Raw genomic sequence first — 18,995 nt, 5'->3', positions numbered from 1 at the left:
GCCCCTTCCCTTTCAGCCAGCAGGAGCGAGAGCCATGAGTGAGGGCGGTCTCGGCGCACCGGTGCGCCACCCGATCAACTGGCAGGACCCGGACTTCTACGACCCCGAGAAGCTCGACGAGGAGGAGCGGCGGGTCTTCGATATCTGTCACAGTTGCCGGCGTTGCTTCAATCTCTGCGACGCCTTCCCGCGGCTGTTCGACCTCATCGACGAATCCGAGACCATGGAACTCGACAGCGTGCCCAGCAGTGCCTTCCAGCAGGTGGCCGACGCATGCACGCTCTGCGATATGTGCTTCATGACCAAGTGCCCGTACGTGCCGCCGCACGAGTTCGACGTGGACTTCCCCCACCTGATGCTGCGTCACCGCGCCGTGGAGGAACGTCAGGGGCGGCACGGCTTCGCCGACAAGGCACTCGCCGAAACCGACCGCAATGGCCGGCTCGCCGGCAGCGTGGAACCGCTGACCAACTGGGCGAACCGCCGCGACAACCGCCTGACCCGTCCGGCGATGGAGAAGTTCGTCCACGTCCACCGGGATGCGGAGCTGCCGGAATTCCACCGTCGCACCTTCGTCAAACGCGCCGCCGACGCCCCCACGGTCAATACCGAGGCGCCGGCCCACGGCCGCAAGGCGGTGCTCTATGCCACCTGCTTCGCCAACTACAACAATCCGGACATCGGTGAGGCCACGCGCGCCGTGCTCGCCCACAACGGGGTGGAGACGGAAGTGGCCTACCCGGGATGCTGCGGTATGCCCAAGCTCGAGCAGGGCGATCTGCCGGCCGTGGCGGAGGCCGCGCACCGGACCGCGGACGCCCTGCTGCCCTGGGTGGACCAGGGCCACAAGGTCATCGCCCTGGTGCCCTCCTGCGCGCTGATGCTGAAATTCGAGTGGCCGCTGATCGTCGACGACCCCAAGATCCAGCGGCTCGCCGAGAACACCATGGACGTAGCCGAATACGTCGTCGACATCGCCCGCCATGAGGGTCTGGCCGAGGGCCTGAAGCCCCTCGACGGCGGTGTGTCCCTGCATTTGGCCTGCCATGCGCGGGCCCAGAACATGGGGCCCAAGGCGGCGGACATGCTGCGCCTGATCCCCGACATCGACCTGGAGGTCCAGGAACGTTGCTCCGGCCATGGCGGCGCCTGGGGGGTGAAGAAGGAGAACTTCGAGGTGGCCATCAAGGTGGGCAAGCCCTTGGCGCGCCGCGTATTCAAGTCCGGCAAGCAGCATCTGGCCTCGGAATGCCCGCTCGCCGGCACCCATATCGTCCAAGGGCTGGAGCGCCAGGCGGATGACGACAACCCGCCGCCCCATGACGCCTCGGTCCACCCCATTCAGCTACTGGCCCGGGCCTACGGGCTCAAGTGATTAACGGGCAAGGGAGGCCGGAATGAGCAAACAGATCACCCGCGACGACATACTGCCCATGGAGCGCTACGCCGCCATTCGGCGGGACAAGGCGCGCGAGATCACCGCCATCAAGCGCCACCGGCGCATGCCCATCGGGCCGGAGGCGATGATCTACTTCGAGAACTACGACACCATGTGGCGCCAGATCCACGAGATGCTGTTCATCGAGCGCGGCGGTGAGGAGCAGATCGACGACGAGCTCAATGCCTACAACCCGTTGATCCCCAAGGGGCGGGAGCTGGTCGCCACGCTGATGTTCGAGATCCCGGACCGGGCGAGGCGCCAGCGCATCCTCGGCCAGCTCGGCGGCGTCGAGGAGACGGTGGTGCTCAAGCTCGGCGACGAGCGCATCCCCGCCGAGGCCGAGCAGGACGTTGACCGCTCCACCGCCGACGGCAAGGCCTCATCGGTGCACTTCCTCCACTTCCCCTTTACCGATGAGCAGGTCCAGCGCTTCTCGGATCCTGCTGTGGAAGTGGTGGTCGCCATCGAGCATCCCAACTACCAGCACATGGCGGTGATGCCGAAGGACGTGCGCACCGCGCTGGCCGGCGACTTCGATTGAGTCAGCCGGCGCCGGCGTCGCGGACCAAGGCCTTCAGACGGCGCTTGAGCTCCTCCTTGGCAGGGCGGGCGCCGGCGTAGACCTGGTCGCGCTTTTGCACCTCCAGGGCACGGACGTCGACGATATCCGTCTCGATGTAGACGGTGGGTGCCGCCCGAGCGAGCTTCTCGTTGATGATGGTGCTCTGCATGATCTGGAAGGTGTTGAACACCGAGTCCAGGAAGGTGAAGTCGTCCTTGGGCGAGCGCTTGCCGGTGACGTTGATGGCCACCGTGACGTCACAGTCGTCGAGCAGGTCATAGGGCAGCGGGTTCACCGCACCCCCGTCCACCAGCACCCGCCCGCCAAGGGTCACCGGGGTGAACACCCCGGGCAGGGCCATGCTCGCCCGTACCGCTGGCAGTACCGGCCCGCTCTCCAGCACCACCGGCTCACGGCGCCACAGGTCGGTGGCGACCACGCGTAGGGGGATGCGTAGGTCGGCGAAGTCGATCTTCGTATCGGTGCCGTAGAGGAAGGCCAGCAGCGCCTGGCCGCTGACAAAGCCACCACGGCCAAGCTCGGGATCGAGCAGCTCCAGGTAGCGGAAGAGCTTGCGCTCGAGCAGCAGCTCCTTCCAGGAATCGCTCTCCTTGAGCGCCAGCTCCTCGGCGATGGCGTCGATGTCGTCGCCGCTGCGGCCCGAGGCGTACAGCGCCCCGATGATGGCGCCGACACTGCTGCCGGCGATGCGCGCCGGCCGCAGGCCGAGCTCGTCGAAGACCTGCAGCATGAGGATATGCGCGAGGCCGTTGGCACCTCCCGCACCCAGGGCGAGGCCGATCCTCATTGCCGACACCTCCGCTTCGTGGGGTAGTGGCCCCGCACTATCCCCCGACGCGCCAATGACGGCAAGCGTGGCGCTAGCGATCCTTGCGCCGGCTGCGCTCTTCCTCGCGGATATGACGGAGGAAGAAGATCACGAAGAACGCCCCCATGCCCAGCATGAACAGGATGACCACCAGGCTCAGCCAGAAATCGGGCCGGCCCGCCAACAGCTCGCTCAATGTCTCCATGATCCCGCCTCCCGGTGTCTCGCCCTCAGATTGCGTGGGCTGGCGCACGCGGGTGTTGACCTGGATCAAAGGTCTGCCCGTTCCCCAGTGGGCGCCAGCCCCCGCAGTGGTACGCTTGCGCGCGTCCCACACAGCAGAAAACGTACCCCGGAGAACCCATGGCGCCCAAGCCCAAGTCGTCGCGCAGCCGCCAGCGCCGAAAGGCGCCGGCGATCTCCCTCGCCCCGGCCGAGGCCCCCCGCGGCCCGGCCGCGACCTTACGGGTCAGCGCCGGCGACCTGTTGGACGCCCGTCACCATTCACCGGATTTCACCGCCATTCGCACCGCCTACCTGCGCGAGCGACTGCGTATCGTCCAGCTGGTCTTCGCCCTGGGCTTTCTGGCCTGGATCCCCATGGACTTCCTGCTGCTGCCCCAGCGCGAGGCGGTATTCATCACGGTGGCCCGGGCGAGTCTCGGCGTTGGCCTGGCTGCCCTCTGGCTTGCCAGCGGCCCGACTCGGAGCTACGGGCGGACCCTGGGCCTCATCGGGGCCACGGTCTTCCTGTTGGCGTTGTTCTATGCCGTGTCCATGACCCTGCAGACCAACGGACGGGAGATGGCCGCCGCCGTGGGTGGCTACCGCGCCCTGCCGTTCGTCCTCATCGCCCTGACCGCGCTGTTCCCGGTGACCGTGTTGGTGGGGGCGGCACTCATCGGGATCACCATCGCGATGCACCTCGCCGTGGAGCTCGCCCACGGCACCCTGACCGGCACCGCCGCCCTGAACACCCTCTGGATGCTCGTATTCATCGCGGGGATGACCCTGTGGATCCAGGGCGGGCAGCTATGGATGCTACTGCGCCTGTACCGCGAGTCCACCCGGGACCCGCTCACCGGACTGCTCAACCGCCGGGTGCTGACCCGGACCCTGGAGCGGCTGTGGTACCGGGACCGCGGCCGGCCGTTCTCACTGATCATGCTCGATATCGACCGCTTCAAGCGCATCAACGATGAGCACGGCCATCACAGTGGCGACCGGGTGCTCCAGCATGTGGCGGCGGTGCTCCGCGGCGAGCTGCGCAGCGGCGACCTGGTGGCCCGCTACGGCGGCGAGGAGTTCCTGGCGATACTGCCCGAGGTGGGCGCCGACGAGGCGGCGGTGGTGGCCGAGCGACTGCGCCGCGCCGTGGCCGCCGAGGATGTGGACGCCGTCGACGGCGAGCGCATCGCCGTACGCATCAGCCTCGGGGTGAGCGCATTCCGCCCCGGCGAGCCACTGGAGAGCACCCTGCGCCGCCTGGACGAGGCCCTCTATGCCGCCAAGGGTCGCGGACGCGACTGCGTGGTCAGCGCCTGAGCCCCGCCTCAGATGCCATGCAGGCCCAGCGATCAGGGGCCGGAGAGCAGGAAATGGCAGCGTGCCGTGGCCACCTCGCGCTCCGCGCCGTCGGCGACCTGCCAGGCCCGGACACCGACGTTGGCCACCCGGCGGCCCTGGCGCCGGACATCGCAGCGCGCCCATAGGGTCTCCGGCCGGCCGGGGCGCAGGTAATCGATGGAGAAATCCACCACCTTGGGCACCCGCCCGGCCTCTTCCCGCCAGAGCAGATGGAGGGCCGCGGCGTTCTCCATGAAGGCCCCGATCACGCCACCGTGCAGCGCCGGCAGGTGGGGATTGCCGACGTTGCCTTGCTGAAACCCCAGCCGGAAAGACAGCTCCCCGCCCTCGTCACGGAAGGCGATGCCGAGCAGCCGGGCATAGGGGATGAGGGCGACCAGGGCGTCCGGGTCCCCGGCGGCCCGGGCGGCCGCGATGCGATCCATGAGGTCCTTCATCCGGCCCCCTCGGTCAGGTTGGGCTCGCCCTCGGCGGCGCGCATGAAGGTACTCATACTCATGGCGATGGGGTCGCGGAAATCCTGCTGATACACGGTGCAGCGGGCGAAGGCGATCTGGCTGGTGACCTTGTAGCACTCGGCGTGGGCGTAGACCACCTCGCCCGGCTCGGCGGGGCGCATGTAGTCGATGCGCAGATCCAGAGTCGCCACCGCCTGGGGACGGTCCAGGGCGGCGATCACCGCACCGCCGCTGGTCTGATCCACCAGGGTGGTGATCACCCCGCCGTGGATTACCCCAGTGACCGGGTTGCCCACCAGCTCGGGGCGGTAGGGCACCCGGGCAGTGAGGCAGCCCTCGCCCACCGCCACCGGTTCCATGCCCAGCACCGTGCTGTGCGGGATGGTGTCGAAGAAGCGGCGCGCCGTGGCCAGGCGTTGCGCATCATCCCCTTGCTGCCCCATGCCCCCATTTCCCGTTTGCTTCACACCAGAATCCACGCCGCCAGGCCGAGGAAGCTCGCGAACCCGAGAATATCGGTGAGCGCGGTGAGCAGCATCCCGCCGGCCAGGGCCGGGTCGATGCCGGCGCGCTCGAGGGCGAGCGGCACCAGCGTGCCCGAGAACGCGGCGTTGGCCAGGTTGATCACCACCGCCGCGCCGAACACCAGCGCCAGGGTGGGATCCCGGAACCATACCAGGGCCGCGGCCCCCAGGATAAGCGCCAAGGCAAGCCCCAGCACCAGGGCCACGCGGAACTCGTGGCCGAGCAGGCGCAGGCCGTTGGCCCTGCCTATCTGGTCCAGGGCGATGCCCCGCACCACCAGGGTCAGGGTCTGGATACCGGCGACGCCGCCCATGCTGGCCACGATGGGCATGAGGATGGCCAGCGCCACCCGCTCCTCGATGGTGGCGCCGAACAGCCCGATCACCCAGGAGGCGATGAAGGCGTTGACCAGGTTCGCCCCCAGCCAAACGCCGCGCCGGGCGGCGGTGGCCAGCACCGGGGCGAACATGTCCTCGTTGCGGTTGAGACCCGCGGACTGCATCAGCGAGCGCTCGCCCTCGTCGCGAATGACGTCGACCACGTCGTCCACGGTGATGCGCCCGATGAGCCGGCCCTCCGGGTCCACGACGGGTGCGGTCGTGAGATCGCGGTCCTCGAACAGTCGGGCCACCTGGCGGGCGGGGGTGTCCGCCGGGATGGCGCGGAATTCGTGGTCCATGGTCTCGCCCACCAGTGCCGACTGTGGCTGCGCCACCAGCTCGTCGAGGGGCAGCAGGCCGCGGAAGCGGTTCTCCCGGTCGATGACGAACAGCGCGGTAATGTGCTCGGGCAGCGCACCCTCCTTCTTGCGCACACGCCGCAGGTAGCGTTGGGCGGTCTCCAGGGTGATGTCCTCGCGCACCGCCAGGGCATCGGCATCCATGAGGCCGCCGGCGGTGTCCTCGGGATAGGACAGCACCCGACGCAGGCGCTGGCGGCGCTGCAGGTCCATGGTCCGGATCAGCGCCCGGACCACCTTGCGCGGGAGCTTGTCGTAGAGATCAGCGAGCTCGTCGAGCTCCAGGTGGGAGACCGCCTCGGCAAGCTCAGTGGAGCGGGTGGCCTCGATCAGTCGGTCGCGGACCTCGCGGCGGGCCTCGATAAGGACCTCGCCGCGTACCTCCGGGTCCGGCAACAGCCGCCACAGCGCGAGCCTTGCCTCGCCAGGCAATGCCTCCAGGATGTCGGCGAGCTCGGCGGGGTGGCGCTGCGCCGCGAGCTCCGCGGCGGTGGCGGTATCGCCCGCATCCAGGGCCGCGGCGATGGCCCCGGTCCAGCTCTCCAGTTGGGTAGCGGGCTCGCTCATCACTGTCCCCCCGGTGAACCGGCGGCCATTATACGCAAAAGCGCCGGCCCTCCGGCCGGCGCTGCGGGTGGGTCGCTCGGGGGGCGGACCCCGCTATTCCACACCCAGGGCCTTGCGGACCACGGGCAGGGCGTCGGAATCCCCGGAGAAGGTGGTCACGCCCTCGAGCCAGCCATCCAACCGTCCCGGGCGCTCCTGGACGAAGGTCCGCGCCGCCGGCGCATAGTCCATGTCCTCGTTGAGGACGTAATCGCCCATCAGACTCTGGTCGTCGACGCTGACCTCGAACTGCTCGAGCAACCGCGCGACGTTGGGGCAGCGCTCCGGGTAACCGGCGGTGACGATGGTGTGCACCGTCGCGCCGCCCTGATTGGGCCCGAAATAGTCCTCGCCGCCCTCGAGGAAGCGCATGTCGATGTTGCGGGTCATGGGATGGGGCGCCCAGCCGAGGTACACCACCCATTCGTCACGGCGGACCTTGCGGCGGACCTGGGTGAGCATCCCCGCCTCCGACGAGGGCATCAGCTCCCAGTCACCGAGGCCGTAGGCATCGTCATCGATCATGGCCTGAATCATGAGGTTGCCGTCGTTGCCCGCCTCGATGCCGTAGATGCGGCCCTCGAAGCGGTCCTGATGCGCATCGAGGTCACCGAAATGGGTGACACCGGCCTCGTGCACGTAGGTGGGTACGGCCAGGGTGTACTTGGCGCCTTCGAGGTTGGTCGCCAGTTGGGTGATCTCGCCCCCCTCCAGGTAAGGGGTGATCATCTGCTCCTGGGTGGGCAACCACAGCCCCAGGAAGGCGTCACGCTCGCCACTGGCCACGGCTTGGAAGGCGATGGGCACGGAGGCGGTGGTCAGGGTCACGTCGTAACCGAGTGCGGTGAGCATTTCCTCCATGAGATGGGATTTCACCGATACCCCGGTCCAGTTGACATTGGCCAGACCCACCTGCCGGCATTCCTCGGGCTCCTGGGCCTGGAGTGCCGGCGCCAGGGCGGCCAGTCCCAGGGCGGCGGTAAGGACGTGTTTGATCATGACTCCCCCTTCCTCATTGCTGCGGGATCTCTCTAGATCGCAACGGAAACGTTAGTTGAACGTTCAATCAACTTCAAGTAAGCTTTCCCCAGAGGATGTCACCGGCCGGAGCCAGCCATGCCCAAACGGGGAATGGAACCCATACGCCAGCAGCAATACATCGAGGCGACCCTGGCGGTGATCCACGAGGTGGGCCCCCAGGCCACCACGTTGTCCCGGGTGGCACGCCGCGCCGGCACCTCCACCGGGCTGGTGGCCCACTACTTCGGCGACAAGGCTGGTCTTCTGGAGGCGACCTTCCGCTCTCTCGCCCGGGAGCTGGGACGGGAGTACCGCCGCCGCCTGGCCCGGGCGCACGGTCCGCTGGAACGGGCCATGGCCTTCATCGAGGCCAACTTCGCCGACAGCCAGGCCCGCCCCGAGGTGATCAGCGGCTGGCTGTCGTTCTGGTCCCAGGTCAACCAGCGCGCGGAGCTCGCCCGGGTCCAGCGGGTGGTGACGGCGCGCTTGCGTAGCAACCTGCTCCACGATCTCCGCGCCCTGCTGCCGGCGGCGGACGCCGCCCATATCGCCAACGGCCTGCCGGTAATGATCGACGGTCTGTGGCTGCGGGCGGGCCTGAGCGGGGGCGGCATGGACTTCGACCGGGCCCGGGCCCTGGCCCGGGACTACCTGATGACCCAACTGGCGGCACGAACCGAGGAGCAACGGCATGAGTATGCAGGCTGACGCCAGGCTATGGATCCACGGCGGCTACACGGATGCCGCCGGCGGTGAAGGCGCCGACAATATCAACCCCGGCACCGGCGCGGTGATCGGCCGCCGCCAGCACGCCGGCGCGGAGGACGTGGACCGTGCCGTGGCCAGCGCCGGCGAGGGCCAACGACGGTGGGCGGCGATGACCGGCGCCGAGCGCGGCCGGGTGCTGCAGCGGGCCGCGGAGCTGCTGCGCACCCACCGTGACGAGCTCGCACGGTTGGAGTCCCTGGACGGCGGCAAACCCATCGCCGAGACCCCGGAGGCGGACGTGGACTCCGGCGCCGACTGCCTGGAGTACTTCGCCGGCCAGGCCGCCTCGCTCACCGGCGACTATCAAGCCGTCGCGGGCGGGTTCTATTACACCCGCCCCGAACCGCTGGGAGTGTGCGCGGGTATCGGCGCCTGGAACTACCCCCTGCAGATCGCCTGCTGGAAGAGCGCGCCGGCGCTGGCCGCCGGCAATGCCATGGTGTTCAAGCCTGCCGAGCTGACCCCGCTGTCGGCCCTGCGACTCGCGGAGCTCTACAGCGAGGCGGGCCTTCCGGACGGGGTGTTCAACGTCGTCCAGGGCGAGGCCTCGACGGGGCAGGCGCTGGTGGCCCACCCCGCGGTGGCCAAGGTCTCGCTCACCGGCGAGGTGGGCACGGGCAAAGCGGTAATGCGCGACGCCGCCGATACGCTGAAGGCGGTGACCATGGAGCTCGGCGGCAAGTCGCCGCTGATCGTATTCGACGACGCGGAGCTCGACGATGCCGTCTCCGGTGCCCTGCTCGGCAACTTCTACACCCAGGGCGAGATCTGCACCAACGGCACCCGGGTGTTCGTCCACGAGTCGGTGCTCGACGGCTTCCTGGAACGGCTGGTGGCGCGCACTGGGAGGCTGCGCATCGGCGACCCCATGGACCCGGAAACCGACGTGGGCGCGCTGATCTCCGCGGGCCATCTTGAGCACGTGCTCGGCTACATCGAGCGCGGCCGTGCCGAGGGCGCCGAGCTGCTCGCCGGCGGTGAGCGGGTGACCGTTCCCGGATGCGAGGGGGGATACTACGTCGCGCCCACGATCTTCGCCCATTGCCGCGACGACATGACCATCGTCCGCGAGGAGATCTTCGGGCCGGTGATGTCGGTGCTCGCCTTCCGCGACGAGGACGAGGTGATCGCCCGGGCCAACGATACCGACTACGGCCTCGCCGGTGGCGTGTTCACCCAGGACCTACCGCGCGGCCACCGCGTCGCCGCCGCCCTCGAGGCCGGCGTGGTATGGGTGAACCATTACAATCTCACCCCCATCGAGATGCCCTTCGGCGGGGTCAAGCACTCCGGGCTCGGCCGCGAGAACAGCCGCCACGCCCTGGAGCACTACACCCGGCTGAAGAGCGTGTTCGTCGCCGATGCGCCGGTGGACGCCCCCTACTAAAGGTTCGCACCCCATGAGCACCGAGCGTTACGACTACGTCATCATCGGCGCCGGCTCCGCCGGCGCGGTCCTCGCCCACCGGCTCACCGAGGACCCCGGTACCCGCGTGCTGCTCCTCGAGGCGGGCCCCATGGACCACAACCTGTTCATACAGATGCCCTCGGCCTTCGCCCATCCCCTCGCCGACGACCGCTTCAACTGGTACTACCACAGCGAGCCGGAGCCCTGGATGGACGACCGGGCCATGTACTGCCCCCGCGGCCGGGTCCTCGGCGGCTCCTCATCGATCAACGGCATGGCCTACGTCCGTGGCAACGCCGGCGACTACGAGGGCTGGGCCGAGGACTTCGGCCTGGAGGGCTGGCGCTACCGCCATGCCCTGGCCTACTTCAAGAAGGCGGAGGACTTCGACCAGGGCGCCAACGACTACCACGGCGGCGGCGGACCGCTGCACGTGACCACCGGGCCCATGGAGAACCCGCTGTACGGTGCCTTCGTGGACGCCGGGGTAGCGGCCGGGTACCGCCACAATCCAGACACCAACGGCTACGCCCAGGAAGGGCTCGGCCCCATGTTCATGACCACCCGCAAAGGTCGGCGCTGGTCCACGGCCAACGCCTACCTGCGCCCAGTGATGGGGCGGGACAACCTCACCATCCGCATCAATGCGCTGACCGAGCGCATCGAGCTGAGCAACGGCCGCGCCACCGGGGTGCATGTCCACCACCGTGGCGAGCGCCGCTTCATCGAGGCCGAGCGGGAGGTACTCCTATGTGCCGGGGCCATCAATAGCCCGCAGCTGCTGATGCTCTCCGGGATCGGGCCGGCCGATCACCTGCGCGAGCACGACATCCGGGTGCGCGAGCACCTCCCCGGCGTCGGTGCCAACCTCCAGGATCACCTGGAGGTCTATGTCCAGTACGAATGCACCCAACCCATCACCCTCTACAGCGCACTCAAGCCCTGGAACCAGGCCCTCATCGGCCTGCAGTGGCTGACCCGCGGCAGCGGGCTAGGGGCGACCAATCACTTCGAGTCCGGGGGATTCATCCGCAGCGAGGCAGGGGTGAAGTTCCCCAACCTGCAGTATCACTTCCTGCCCATGGCGATCAGCTACGACGGCAGCGCCACGGCGGACAGCCACGGCTTCCAGGCCCACGTGGGGCCGATGCGCCCGGGCAGCCGCGGCCATGTGAGCCTGGCCGGCGCGGACCCGCGGCAACCGCCACGCATCCGATTCAACTATATGTCCACGGAACGCGACCGTCGCGAGATGCGCGACGGCATTCGGCTCACCCGGGAGATCATCGCCCAGGCGCCCATGGACCCCTACCGGGGCCGGGAGCTCGCCCCCGGCGAGCACGTGCAAAGCGACGCGGAGATCGACGCCTGGGTCCGGGCCAACGGCGAGAGCGCCTACCATCCCTGCGGCACCTGCCGCATGGGCCATGACGACGATGCAGTGGTGGACGGAGATGGCCGCGTCCACGGCGTGGCCGGCCTACGGGTGGTGGACGCATCGGTCATGCCGCGCATCGTCAGCGGCAACCTCAACGCCCCCACCATCATGATCGCCGAGCGCCTCGCTGATGCCATCCTTGACCGTGAACCACTGGCCGACGATCAGCCCTGGTTCGTGCCCGAGGAGTGGGAGCACCGCCAGCGCTGAGCGGTCTGCCTGCGCCGGACGGGTGGGCATCATCGGCGCCGCTGATACCGGCCCGGGGAGGGGATTCCCGGTCCGGGGGTGTCTGCGGCAGGGATGCCGCAGTCAAGGCTACAGGGATGTATTCACGCCGGGACCGGGAACCCCCGCCCCGGGCCGACGCAAAGGCGAGCCTGTCCACATGGCACGCAGGACGTGGTGAGGGCGTCGTGCTTTTGGCCCCGACCCGCGCAAAGGCGGTATGCTCGGGGTAGGCGGCCGCGCGGCCGCCATTGGCACGGCCGCAGGGAACGCCATGTTCGAGACCGCCGAGATCGGCAGGCGCATCGACCGCGACACCTACCATCGGGCCCTGCCCCGCCTGCGCAGGGACCTCATCGACCTCCAGGAGCAACTGCAACGGGCGCACTTCCCGGTAATCGTGCTCCTCGAGGGCGTGGACAACGCGGTCAAGGGCGAGTTGATCAACACCCTCGGCAACTGGCTGGACAGCCGGGCAGTGGACTTTACGGCCTTCGGCGCCAAGACCGACGAGGAACGCAGCCGCCCCCGCTTCTGGCGCTACTGGCGAGGCCTTCCCGCAGCGGGGCGCATCGGCGTCTTCCACAGCTCCTGGTATTCCGGCACTCTCATACAGCGAGCCCTCCATGACCTCCCGGCGGACGCCTTCGAGCACCACATGCATCGCATCAACGCCCTGGAGGCACTGCTCAGCCGGGAGGGGGCGCTGCTGCTCAAGTTCTGGCTACATATGTCCGCCGAGCGCCAGCGGGCGTATTTCGAGGCGCTCGCCCGCGACCCCCGCGGCCGCTGGCTGACCTCGGAGCTGGACCGCCGCCTCAACGAGCAACACGAACAGGCGTGCGCCGCCGGCGAGTGGGCGATCCACCTGACCGACCACGCCAGCGCCCCCTGGATCGTGGTGGAGGCACAGGACAGCGCCTACCGCAATCTCACGGTGGGCCACATCCTGCGGGATGGCCTGCAACAGCGCCTCGACGTCGGCCCGGAAGTACCGCCGCAGACCCCGGTACCGGCCGCGGACCCCGTGTCCCCCACGGATACGGTGCTGCAACACCTGGATCTCCGCCAGCACCTGGACAAGCCGGAGTACCGCCGACACAAGCGGGCCCTCGGCCGCTCACTCACCGCCGCCACCTGGCGCGCCCATCACCACGGTGTTTCCCTGGTGGTGGTCCTCGAGGGTTGGGACGCCGCCGGGAAGGGCGGGGCCATCCGCCGCCTGCTGCAGGGCATCGATGCGCGGCTGGCACGGGTCATCCAGGTGGGCCCGCCCAGCGACGAAGAGCGCGCCCACCCCTATCTCTGGCGCTTCTGGCGCCACCTCCCCCGGGACGGCCACGTCACCATCTATGATCGCAGCTGGTACGGGCGGGTTTTGGTGGAACGGGTGCGGGGGCTGACCCCCGAGGCGCGCTGGCGCGAGGCCTATGCCGAGATCAACGACTTCGAGGATCAACTCATCGCCCATGGCACCGCCCTGGTGAAGTGTTTCCTCCACATCGACGCCGACGAACAGCTCCGCCGCTTCCGTGCTCGGCAGCGAACGCCACACAAGCGGCACAAACTCACCGACGAGGATTGGGAGGACCGGGCCTTGCGCCCCGACTACGAGAAGGCGGTGCATGAGATGGTCACCCACACCTCCACCGGGCAGTCGCCCTGGCACCTGATCGCCGCCAACGACAAGCGCCACGCCCGGGTGGAGGTAATGCGCCATGTGCTGGACACCCTCCAGCAACGCCTGGGGCCGGAGGCGCGCCCGTGAACCTGTGGGAGGATCTCACCGCGGCCCAAAGCCCCCTGCCCGGCCTGCTGCTGGCGCTGCTGCTCGGTGCGGTGATCGGGCTGCAGCGGGGCTGGCAGGGCCGCGAGCTACCCGCGGGCCAGCGCATCGCCGGCTTCCGCACCTACACGCTGGTCGGGCTGCTCGGCGGCTTCGCCGTGGTGCTCCACGAGCCGCTGGGCCCGTGGCCGGGTGTGGCCCTGCTGGTCGCGATGGCCGCCGCGGCCCTGATCGGCTTCGGGCTCCATGCCCGGGAGGCGGAGGACTACAGCATCACCGGCATCGTGGGGCTGCTGCTGACCTTCTGCTTCGGCGCCCTCGCCGTCGCGGGTGAGCCGGTCACGGCGGCCGCGGCGGCGGTGGTCACCGCCTTCCTGTTGGACAACAAGACGGAAATCCACGGCCTGCTCCGCCGGTTGCAGGGCCGGGAGCTGGAGGCCGCCCTGAAGCTCCTGCTGATCTCGGTGGTCCTGCTGCCGCTGCTGCCCAACCGCGGCTATGGCCCCGGTGAGGTGCTCAACCCCTACGCCATCTGGTGGATGGTGGTGCTCATCGCCACGATCTCCTTCGTCGGCTACTTCGCCATCCGCATCGGCGGCACCGAGCGGGGGACGCTGTTCACCAGTTTATTCGCGGGCCTGGCCTCCTCCACCGCACTGACCCTGCACTTCGCGCGCCTGTCACGGGACAACCGGGTGCTCTCCCCCCTGCTGGCGGCGGGGATACTCATCGCCTGCGGTACCATGTTCCCGCGCATCCTGGTGGTCTGCCTGGCCCTAAATCCGAGCCTGCTGCCCGCGCTGACACCGCCGGTGCTGGTCATGATGATGGTGCTCTACGCACCGGCCCTGGTGATCTGGTGGCGCCACCACGGCAGGCGCGTCGAGCAGCCGCCAGTGCAGCAGAATCCGCTGGAGTTGATGACGGCGCTGACCTTCGGCCTCATCCTGCTGGTCATCCTGGTCCTCGGTGAGCTGCTACAGCGATGGCTCGGCGATGCTGGGATCTATCTGCTCGCCGCCACCTCCGGGATCACCGACGTGGACCCCATCACCCTGTCACTGACCCGCATGGCCCAGGGGGACCTCGCTACCGGCGTGGCCGTGGTGGGCATCATCATCGCCGCCAGCGTCAATAGCCTGGTCAAGGCGGGCATGGCGGCCTCCATCGGTACCCGCGCCCTGGGCTGGCGCGTGGCCACACCCATCGCGGCGGCGCTGGTACTGGGCCTGGGGACCGCCGTGGCGACGAGGCTGACACCATGAGCGCGACCGATGCCATCCTCGCCCTGGACCAGGGCACCACCAGCTCGCGGGCCATCGTCTTCGATGCCCACAGTCGGCCGGTGGCGGTCAGCCAGGAGGAATTCCCCCAGCACTATCCCGGCGACGGGCGTGTGGAGCACGCCCCTGAGGACCTCTGGGCCTCCAGTCTGCGGGTCGCCCGGGATGCCGCGCGGCAGGCCCGGGCCGCCGGGCTGCGCATTGTCGCCCTGGGGCTGACCAACCAGCGCGAGACCACCCTGGTCTGGGACCGGGCCACCGGCGAGCCCATCCACCCGGCCATCGTCTGGCAGGACCGGCGCACCGCCGACGAGTGCGCCCGACTGCGCGACCTCGGCCACGAGGCCTCCGTGACCGCCCGCACCGGGCTGGTGCTCGATCCCTATTTCTCGGCCACCAAGGTCGCCTGGATCCTGGACCACGTCCCCGACGCCCGGCGGCGTGCGGAGCGCGGCGAGCTCGCCTTCGGCACCGTGGACAGCTGGCTGCTGTGGCGGCTCACCGGCGCCCGGGTCCATGCCACCGATGCCACCAACGCCGCACGGACGCTGCTGTTCGACATCCACCGCCAGGACTGGGACGACTCCCTGCTCGCGCTATTCCGAGTCCCCCGCCCCATGCTCGGGGAGGTACGGGATTGCGCCGACGACTTCGGCGTCGCCGATCCGCAATGGCTGGGCGAGGCGATCCCTATCCGCGGCGTCGCCGGGGACCAGCACGCGGCGATGATCGGCCAGGCCTGCTTCCGCGAGGGGACGGTCAAGGCCACCTACGGCACCGGCTGCTTCGCCCTCCTCCATACCGGCACCCGTCCCGTACCCTCAAGGAATCGGCTGCTCACGACCCCGGCCTATCGACTGGAGGGGCGCACCCACTACGCCCTGGAAGGGGCCATCTTCGTCGCCGGCGCGGCAATACAGTGGCTCCGCGACGGCCTGGGCATCATCGACACCGCCGCCGAAAGCGAGGCCCTCGCCGCGGCGGCCCCCGCGGACCACGGGGTGCACCTGGTACCGGCATTCACCGGCCTGGGCGCGCCCTACTGGGATGCGGACGCCCGCGGCGTTGTCCACGGGATCACGCGCAGCACCGGCCGCCCCGCCCTGGCCCGGGCAGCCCTGGAATCGGTGGCCTTCCAGACCCACGACCTGATCGCCGCCATGGGTCGGGACACCGGCCACCCGCCGCGGGAGCTGCGCATCGACGGCGGCATGGTGGTCAACGACCTGTTTGCCAGCCTGCTCGCCGATCTCGCCGGGGTCACCGTGCGGCGCCCGGTGGTCAGCGAGACCACGGCCCTGGGGGCGGCCTACCTGGCCGGGCTGCATCGCGGGATCTGGTCCTCCTCGGAGACCCTCGCCGGCCAGTGGCGGGAGGACCGCGAATGGCGCCCCCGGCTGGCCGCCGTAGAGCGGGACCGGGCCCTGGAGGGCTGGCACGATGCGGTCCGCCGTACCCTCTCCGATCATGGCCGCTGAGCAAGGGCAGGAGACGGGCGGGGGGCCACCCCGCCTCGAGGAGGATGCCCGGGGGCAGCGACTGCTCGTCCGCGGCATATGGCGGCTGGACACCATCGCCCCGCTGGCCCGTCGTCTCGAGCACCAGAAGGCGCCCGACCCCGGGTGGCGGCTGGACCTCTCGGGGCTGGAGGGGCTCGACACCGCTGGCGCGGTCTTCCTGAACCGCCTCGCCCGCTCCCTCGGCGGGCCGGAGACCCTGACCGGGGCCTCCGAACGCCATCGTGCCCTGCTGGAACTGGCCACCGAGACGGAGCACGCCCCCGGGGCGCCGCCACCGCGACCCAACCCCCTGGCCCGCCTCGGTAGACTCACGCTGATCCACCTGGAACGGGCCCTGGGTTTTCTGGAGTTCACGGGCGCCCTGGTGGCCGACACCCTGCCCCGGCTGCCCCGCCCCCACCGCCTGCGCTGGCGCCAGGTAATCGCGGGGATCGAGCAGGCCGGCGTCCACGCCCTGCCCATCGTCGGCCTGCTCGCCTTTCTCATGGGCGTGGTCATGGCCTATCAGGGCGGCACAGTGCTGCAGAGCTACGGGGCCAACGTTTTCCTGGTCGAGTTGGTGGGCATCACGATGCTCCGGGAACTCGGCCCGCTGCTCGCCGCCATCATCGTCGCCGGCCGCACCGGTTCCTCCTACGCCGCCGAGATCGGCACCATGCGCATCACCGAGGAGGTGGACGCGTTGCGTACCATGGGCATCACCCCCTACGAGATGCTGGTGCTGCCGAAGGTGCTGGCGCTGGTGGTGGCGATGCCCCTGCTCTCGCTGTGGGCGGATATCGCCGGCATTTTCGGCGGGATGATGGTGGCCAGCACCCTTTATGACGTCAGCTTCCTGACCTTCCTGGATCGCCTGCCGACGGCGGTGCCGGTGCGCATGTTCTGGGCGGGCATCGGCAAGACCCCGGTATTCGCCTTGCTCATCGCCATGGTCGGCTGCTATCAGGGGCTCAAGGTCCGGGGCAGCGCCGAAGAGGTGGGGCGGGCCACGACGTTGGCGGTGGTGCAGTCCATCTTTCTGGTGATCATCGCCGATGCCCTGTTCTCCATCACCTTCCAACAGTTCGGGATCTGACCCATGGGCGAGGCGGTCATCGATGTGCGTGGCCTGGTCACCCGTATCGGCGGGAACACCATCCACGACGGCCTGGACCTACGGGTGGAGCGTGGCGAGCTGCTGGCCATCGCCGGCGGCAGCGGCTCCGGCAAGACGGTGCTGATCCGCGCCATCACCCGACTGCTGCCGGCCGCCGCCGGCGAGATCCGGCTATTCGGGGTGCCGATGGAAGGCCTGGACCGCCAGAGGGAACGGGCCATGCGCCGGCGCATGGCGCTGATGTTCCAGCGCGGCGCCCTGTTCACGGGGATGACGGTGTTGGAGAACGTAACGATGCCGCTGATCGAGCACACCCGCCTGCCACGGGGACTGCGCGCCGAAATCGCGCGGCTGAAGATCCACCTGGCGGGTCTGGAGCCCGAAGCGGCGTACCGCTACCCGGGTGAGCTCTCCGGGGGCATGACCAAGCGCGCCGCCCTCGCCCGCGCCCTGGCCCTGGACCCGGAGCTGCTGTTCCTGGACGAGCCCACCGCGGGCTTGGACCCGTTGAGCGCCGCCGCCTTCGACGAGCGCATCCAGGAGCTTCGTGAACTGCTCGGCCTCACGGTGGTGGTAATCACCCACGACGTGGACTCGCTGTGGGAGATCGCCGACAGTATCGCCTTCCTCGGCGAGGGACGGGTCCTCGCGCGGGGCAGCGCCGCGGAGCTCGCCGAGGCCGACGAGCCGGCGGTGCGCGCCTATTTCTCGGGAGCGCGGATGCAGCGCGGCAGGGAGCGGTCATGGGAAGCCGAGTAAGCTACACCGTCGTGGGTGTGTTCGTGGTCGTTCTGACCGCCGCCCTGGTGGCCGCCGGGCTATGGCTGGCGACCGGCCTGCGCCAGGGCGACACACGGCTGTATTCCATCTACCTCACCGACTCCGCCGCCGGCCTGGGCCGGGACTCGCCGGTCAGCTACCGGGGGGTGGACGTGGGCCAGGTCCGGGAGCTGGACATCGATCCCAGCGATCCCCGGCGCGTACACGTGGTGGCGGCCCTACGCGCCGACCTGCCGGTACGCGAGGGGATCTCCGCCACCCTGAAGATGCGTGGGGTAACCGGTATCGCCTACCTGGATCTCTCCGGTGGCGCCCCCGATGCCCCGCCGCTGCAGGCCCCTGCCGACGAGCCCTATCCGGTAATCCCCTACCGGGAATCGCTGTTGATGCGCCTGGACACCGCCGTCAGCGAGGGACTGGACAGCCTCGACGAGCTAACGAGACAGGTTTCTGAGGCCCTGTCCGAAGACAATCGGCGCGCCTTGGCGGAGACGCTGGCCAACCTGGCGCGACTCACCGGCACCCTGGCCGAGCAGAGTGAACGCATCGACGGGATGGCACGCCGTAGCGAAGAGGTCCTTGACGGCGTAAACGACAGCGTCGCGCGCCTGCCCGATACCCTGGCCGCCGTGGAGGCGGCGGCGCGTTCCCTGGAAGACACGGCCGGCCGGTTCTCCGAGGCCGGTACCGAGCTCACCGGCCTGGGGGAGAGCGGGCGGGAGGGGATCCGCCAGCTCAATGAGGACACCCTGCCGCGGATCAACGCGCTTACCGAAGAGCTGCGCCGGACCTCCGGCCGACTGGAACGCACCCTGGAGTCCCTGTCCCGGGACCCGCAGCAGCTCCTCTATGGTCCGGCCCGCCGGGAACCCGGACCGGGGGAGCGCTAGGCCCGCGGCAATCAACGGCATCGGCCGGGGG

18 protein-coding genes are annotated in these 18,995 nt (G+C 69.4%); 12 read left to right on the top strand and 6 right to left on the bottom strand.

Translation table 11 applies throughout. From position 1 onward, the window contains the following. The first annotated feature begins 34 nt into the window (after positions 1–34). Together ACQ754_RS11645 and ACQ754_RS11640 are read left to right on the top strand one after the other, a co-directional pair. Positions 35–1,375 carry a heterodisulfide reductase-related iron-sulfur binding cluster gene (locus ACQ754_RS11645; protein ID WP_440997202.1) on the top strand — a complete coding sequence of 447 codons (1,341 nt, stop codon included), beginning with the start codon at positions 35–37 and terminating at the stop codon, positions 1,373–1,375. 22 nt (positions 1,376–1,397) lie between these two features. Next, a complete protein-coding gene (locus tag ACQ754_RS11640) occupies positions 1,398–1,982 on the top strand; it encodes a DUF3501 family protein (protein ID WP_440997201.1) in 585 nt (194 codons plus the stop codon). A 1-nt stretch (position 1,983) separates the two neighbouring features. Here the strand turns inward: ACQ754_RS11640 and ACQ754_RS11635 are convergent, their stop codons facing one another. Beyond that, entirely contained in the window at positions 1,984–2,811 is an 828-nt protein-coding gene (locus tag ACQ754_RS11635; RefSeq protein ID WP_440997200.1) for a patatin-like phospholipase family protein, read from the bottom strand. A 73-nt stretch (positions 2,812–2,884) separates the two neighbouring features. Continuing rightward, the gene (locus ACQ754_RS11630; protein WP_440997199.1) at positions 2,885–3,037 is read right to left on the bottom strand and encodes a DUF3149 domain-containing protein; all 153 of its coding nucleotides are present in this window, start codon (positions 3,035–3,037) and stop codon (positions 2,885–2,887) included. Positions 3,038–3,195: 158 nt separating this feature from the next. Here ACQ754_RS11630 and ACQ754_RS11625 point away from each other — a divergent pair, with 158 nt between their 5' ends. Further along, positions 3,196–4,377: a diguanylate cyclase gene (locus ACQ754_RS11625; protein ID WP_440997198.1), complete on the top strand. Its 1,182-nt coding sequence runs from the start codon at positions 3,196–3,198 to the stop codon at positions 4,375–4,377. A gap of 32 nt (positions 4,378–4,409) precedes the next feature. Here ACQ754_RS11625 and ACQ754_RS11620 read toward each other — a convergent pair whose 3' ends face one another. The 4 genes from ACQ754_RS11620 to ACQ754_RS11605 all read right to left on the bottom strand — a co-directional run bounded on the left by ACQ754_RS11620 (position 4,410) and on the right by ACQ754_RS11605 (position 7,746). After that, positions 4,410–4,856: a PaaI family thioesterase gene (locus ACQ754_RS11620; protein ID WP_440997197.1), complete on the bottom strand. Its 447-nt coding sequence runs from the start codon at positions 4,854–4,856 to the stop codon at positions 4,410–4,412. Beyond that, complete coding sequence (locus tag ACQ754_RS11615) at positions 4,853–5,320, bottom strand: PaaI family thioesterase (RefSeq protein WP_440997196.1); 468 nt, start codon at positions 5,318–5,320, stop codon at positions 4,853–4,855. The genes ACQ754_RS11620 and ACQ754_RS11615 overlap by 4 nt, the downstream gene beginning before the upstream one ends. Positions 5,321–5,340: 20 nt before the next feature. Continuing rightward, positions 5,341–6,708, bottom strand: a complete 1,368-nt coding sequence (gene mgtE, locus ACQ754_RS11610) for a magnesium transporter (protein WP_440997195.1) — start codon at positions 6,706–6,708, stop codon at positions 5,341–5,343. 93 nt (positions 6,709–6,801) lie between these two features. Next, on the bottom strand, positions 6,802–7,746 hold the full coding sequence (locus tag ACQ754_RS11605) for an ABC transporter substrate-binding protein (protein ID WP_440997194.1): 945 nt from the start codon (positions 7,744–7,746) through the stop codon (positions 6,802–6,804). Positions 7,747–7,863: 117 nt separating this feature from the next. Here ACQ754_RS11605 and betI point away from each other — a divergent pair, with 117 nt between their 5' ends. The 9 genes from betI (at position 7,864) to ACQ754_RS11560 (ending at position 18,964) form a co-directional block, all read left to right on the top strand. After that, positions 7,864–8,475 carry a choline-binding transcriptional repressor BetI gene (gene betI / locus ACQ754_RS11600; protein WP_440997193.1) on the top strand — a complete coding sequence of 204 codons (612 nt, stop codon included), beginning with the start codon at positions 7,864–7,866 and terminating at the stop codon, positions 8,473–8,475. Further along, complete coding sequence (betB, locus tag ACQ754_RS11595; RefSeq protein WP_440997192.1) at positions 8,459–9,922, top strand: betaine-aldehyde dehydrogenase; 1,464 nt, start codon at positions 8,459–8,461, stop codon at positions 9,920–9,922. Before betI ends, betB begins: the two co-directional genes overlap by 17 nt. A 13-nt stretch (positions 9,923–9,935) precedes the next feature. Continuing rightward, positions 9,936–11,591, top strand: a complete 1,656-nt coding sequence (gene betA / locus ACQ754_RS11590; RefSeq protein WP_440997191.1) for a choline dehydrogenase — start codon at positions 9,936–9,938, stop codon at positions 11,589–11,591. A 292-nt stretch (positions 11,592–11,883) separates the two neighbouring features. Further along, positions 11,884–13,377 (top strand): polyphosphate:AMP phosphotransferase, encoded by a 1,494-nt coding sequence (gene pap / locus ACQ754_RS11585; RefSeq protein WP_440997190.1) that lies wholly within the window; start codon positions 11,884–11,886, stop codon positions 13,375–13,377. Then, entirely contained in the window at positions 13,374–14,660 is a 1,287-nt protein-coding gene (locus tag ACQ754_RS11580; protein WP_440997189.1) for an MgtC/SapB family protein, read from the top strand. Before pap ends, ACQ754_RS11580 begins: the two co-directional genes overlap by 4 nt. Continuing rightward, on the top strand, positions 14,657–16,156 hold the full coding sequence (glpK, locus tag ACQ754_RS11575; protein ID WP_440997188.1) for a glycerol kinase GlpK: 1,500 nt from the start codon (positions 14,657–14,659) through the stop codon (positions 16,154–16,156). The genes ACQ754_RS11580 and glpK overlap by 4 nt, the downstream gene beginning before the upstream one ends. Next, on the top strand, positions 16,119–17,273 hold the full coding sequence (locus ACQ754_RS11570; RefSeq protein WP_440997187.1) for an ABC transporter permease: 1,155 nt from the start codon (positions 16,119–16,121) through the stop codon (positions 17,271–17,273). The genes glpK and ACQ754_RS11570 overlap by 38 nt, the downstream gene beginning before the upstream one ends. A 3-nt stretch (positions 17,274–17,276) precedes the next feature. Further along, positions 17,277–18,053: an ABC transporter ATP-binding protein gene (locus ACQ754_RS11565; RefSeq protein ID WP_440997186.1), complete on the top strand. Its 777-nt coding sequence runs from the start codon at positions 17,277–17,279 to the stop codon at positions 18,051–18,053. Continuing rightward, positions 18,038–18,964 (top strand): MlaD family protein, encoded by a 927-nt coding sequence (locus ACQ754_RS11560; RefSeq protein ID WP_440997185.1) that lies wholly within the window; start codon positions 18,038–18,040, stop codon positions 18,962–18,964. The genes ACQ754_RS11565 and ACQ754_RS11560 overlap by 16 nt, the downstream gene beginning before the upstream one ends. The last annotated feature ends 31 nt before the right edge of the window (positions 18,965–18,995 follow it).

Source organism: Arhodomonas sp. SL1, from assembly GCF_052060015.1.
Classification (GTDB): Bacteria; Pseudomonadota; Gammaproteobacteria; order Nitrococcales; family Nitrococcaceae; genus Arhodomonas.
The sequence above is the reverse complement of the archived record's forward strand: the minus strand, read 5'-3'. Positions and strand labels throughout refer to the sequence as shown.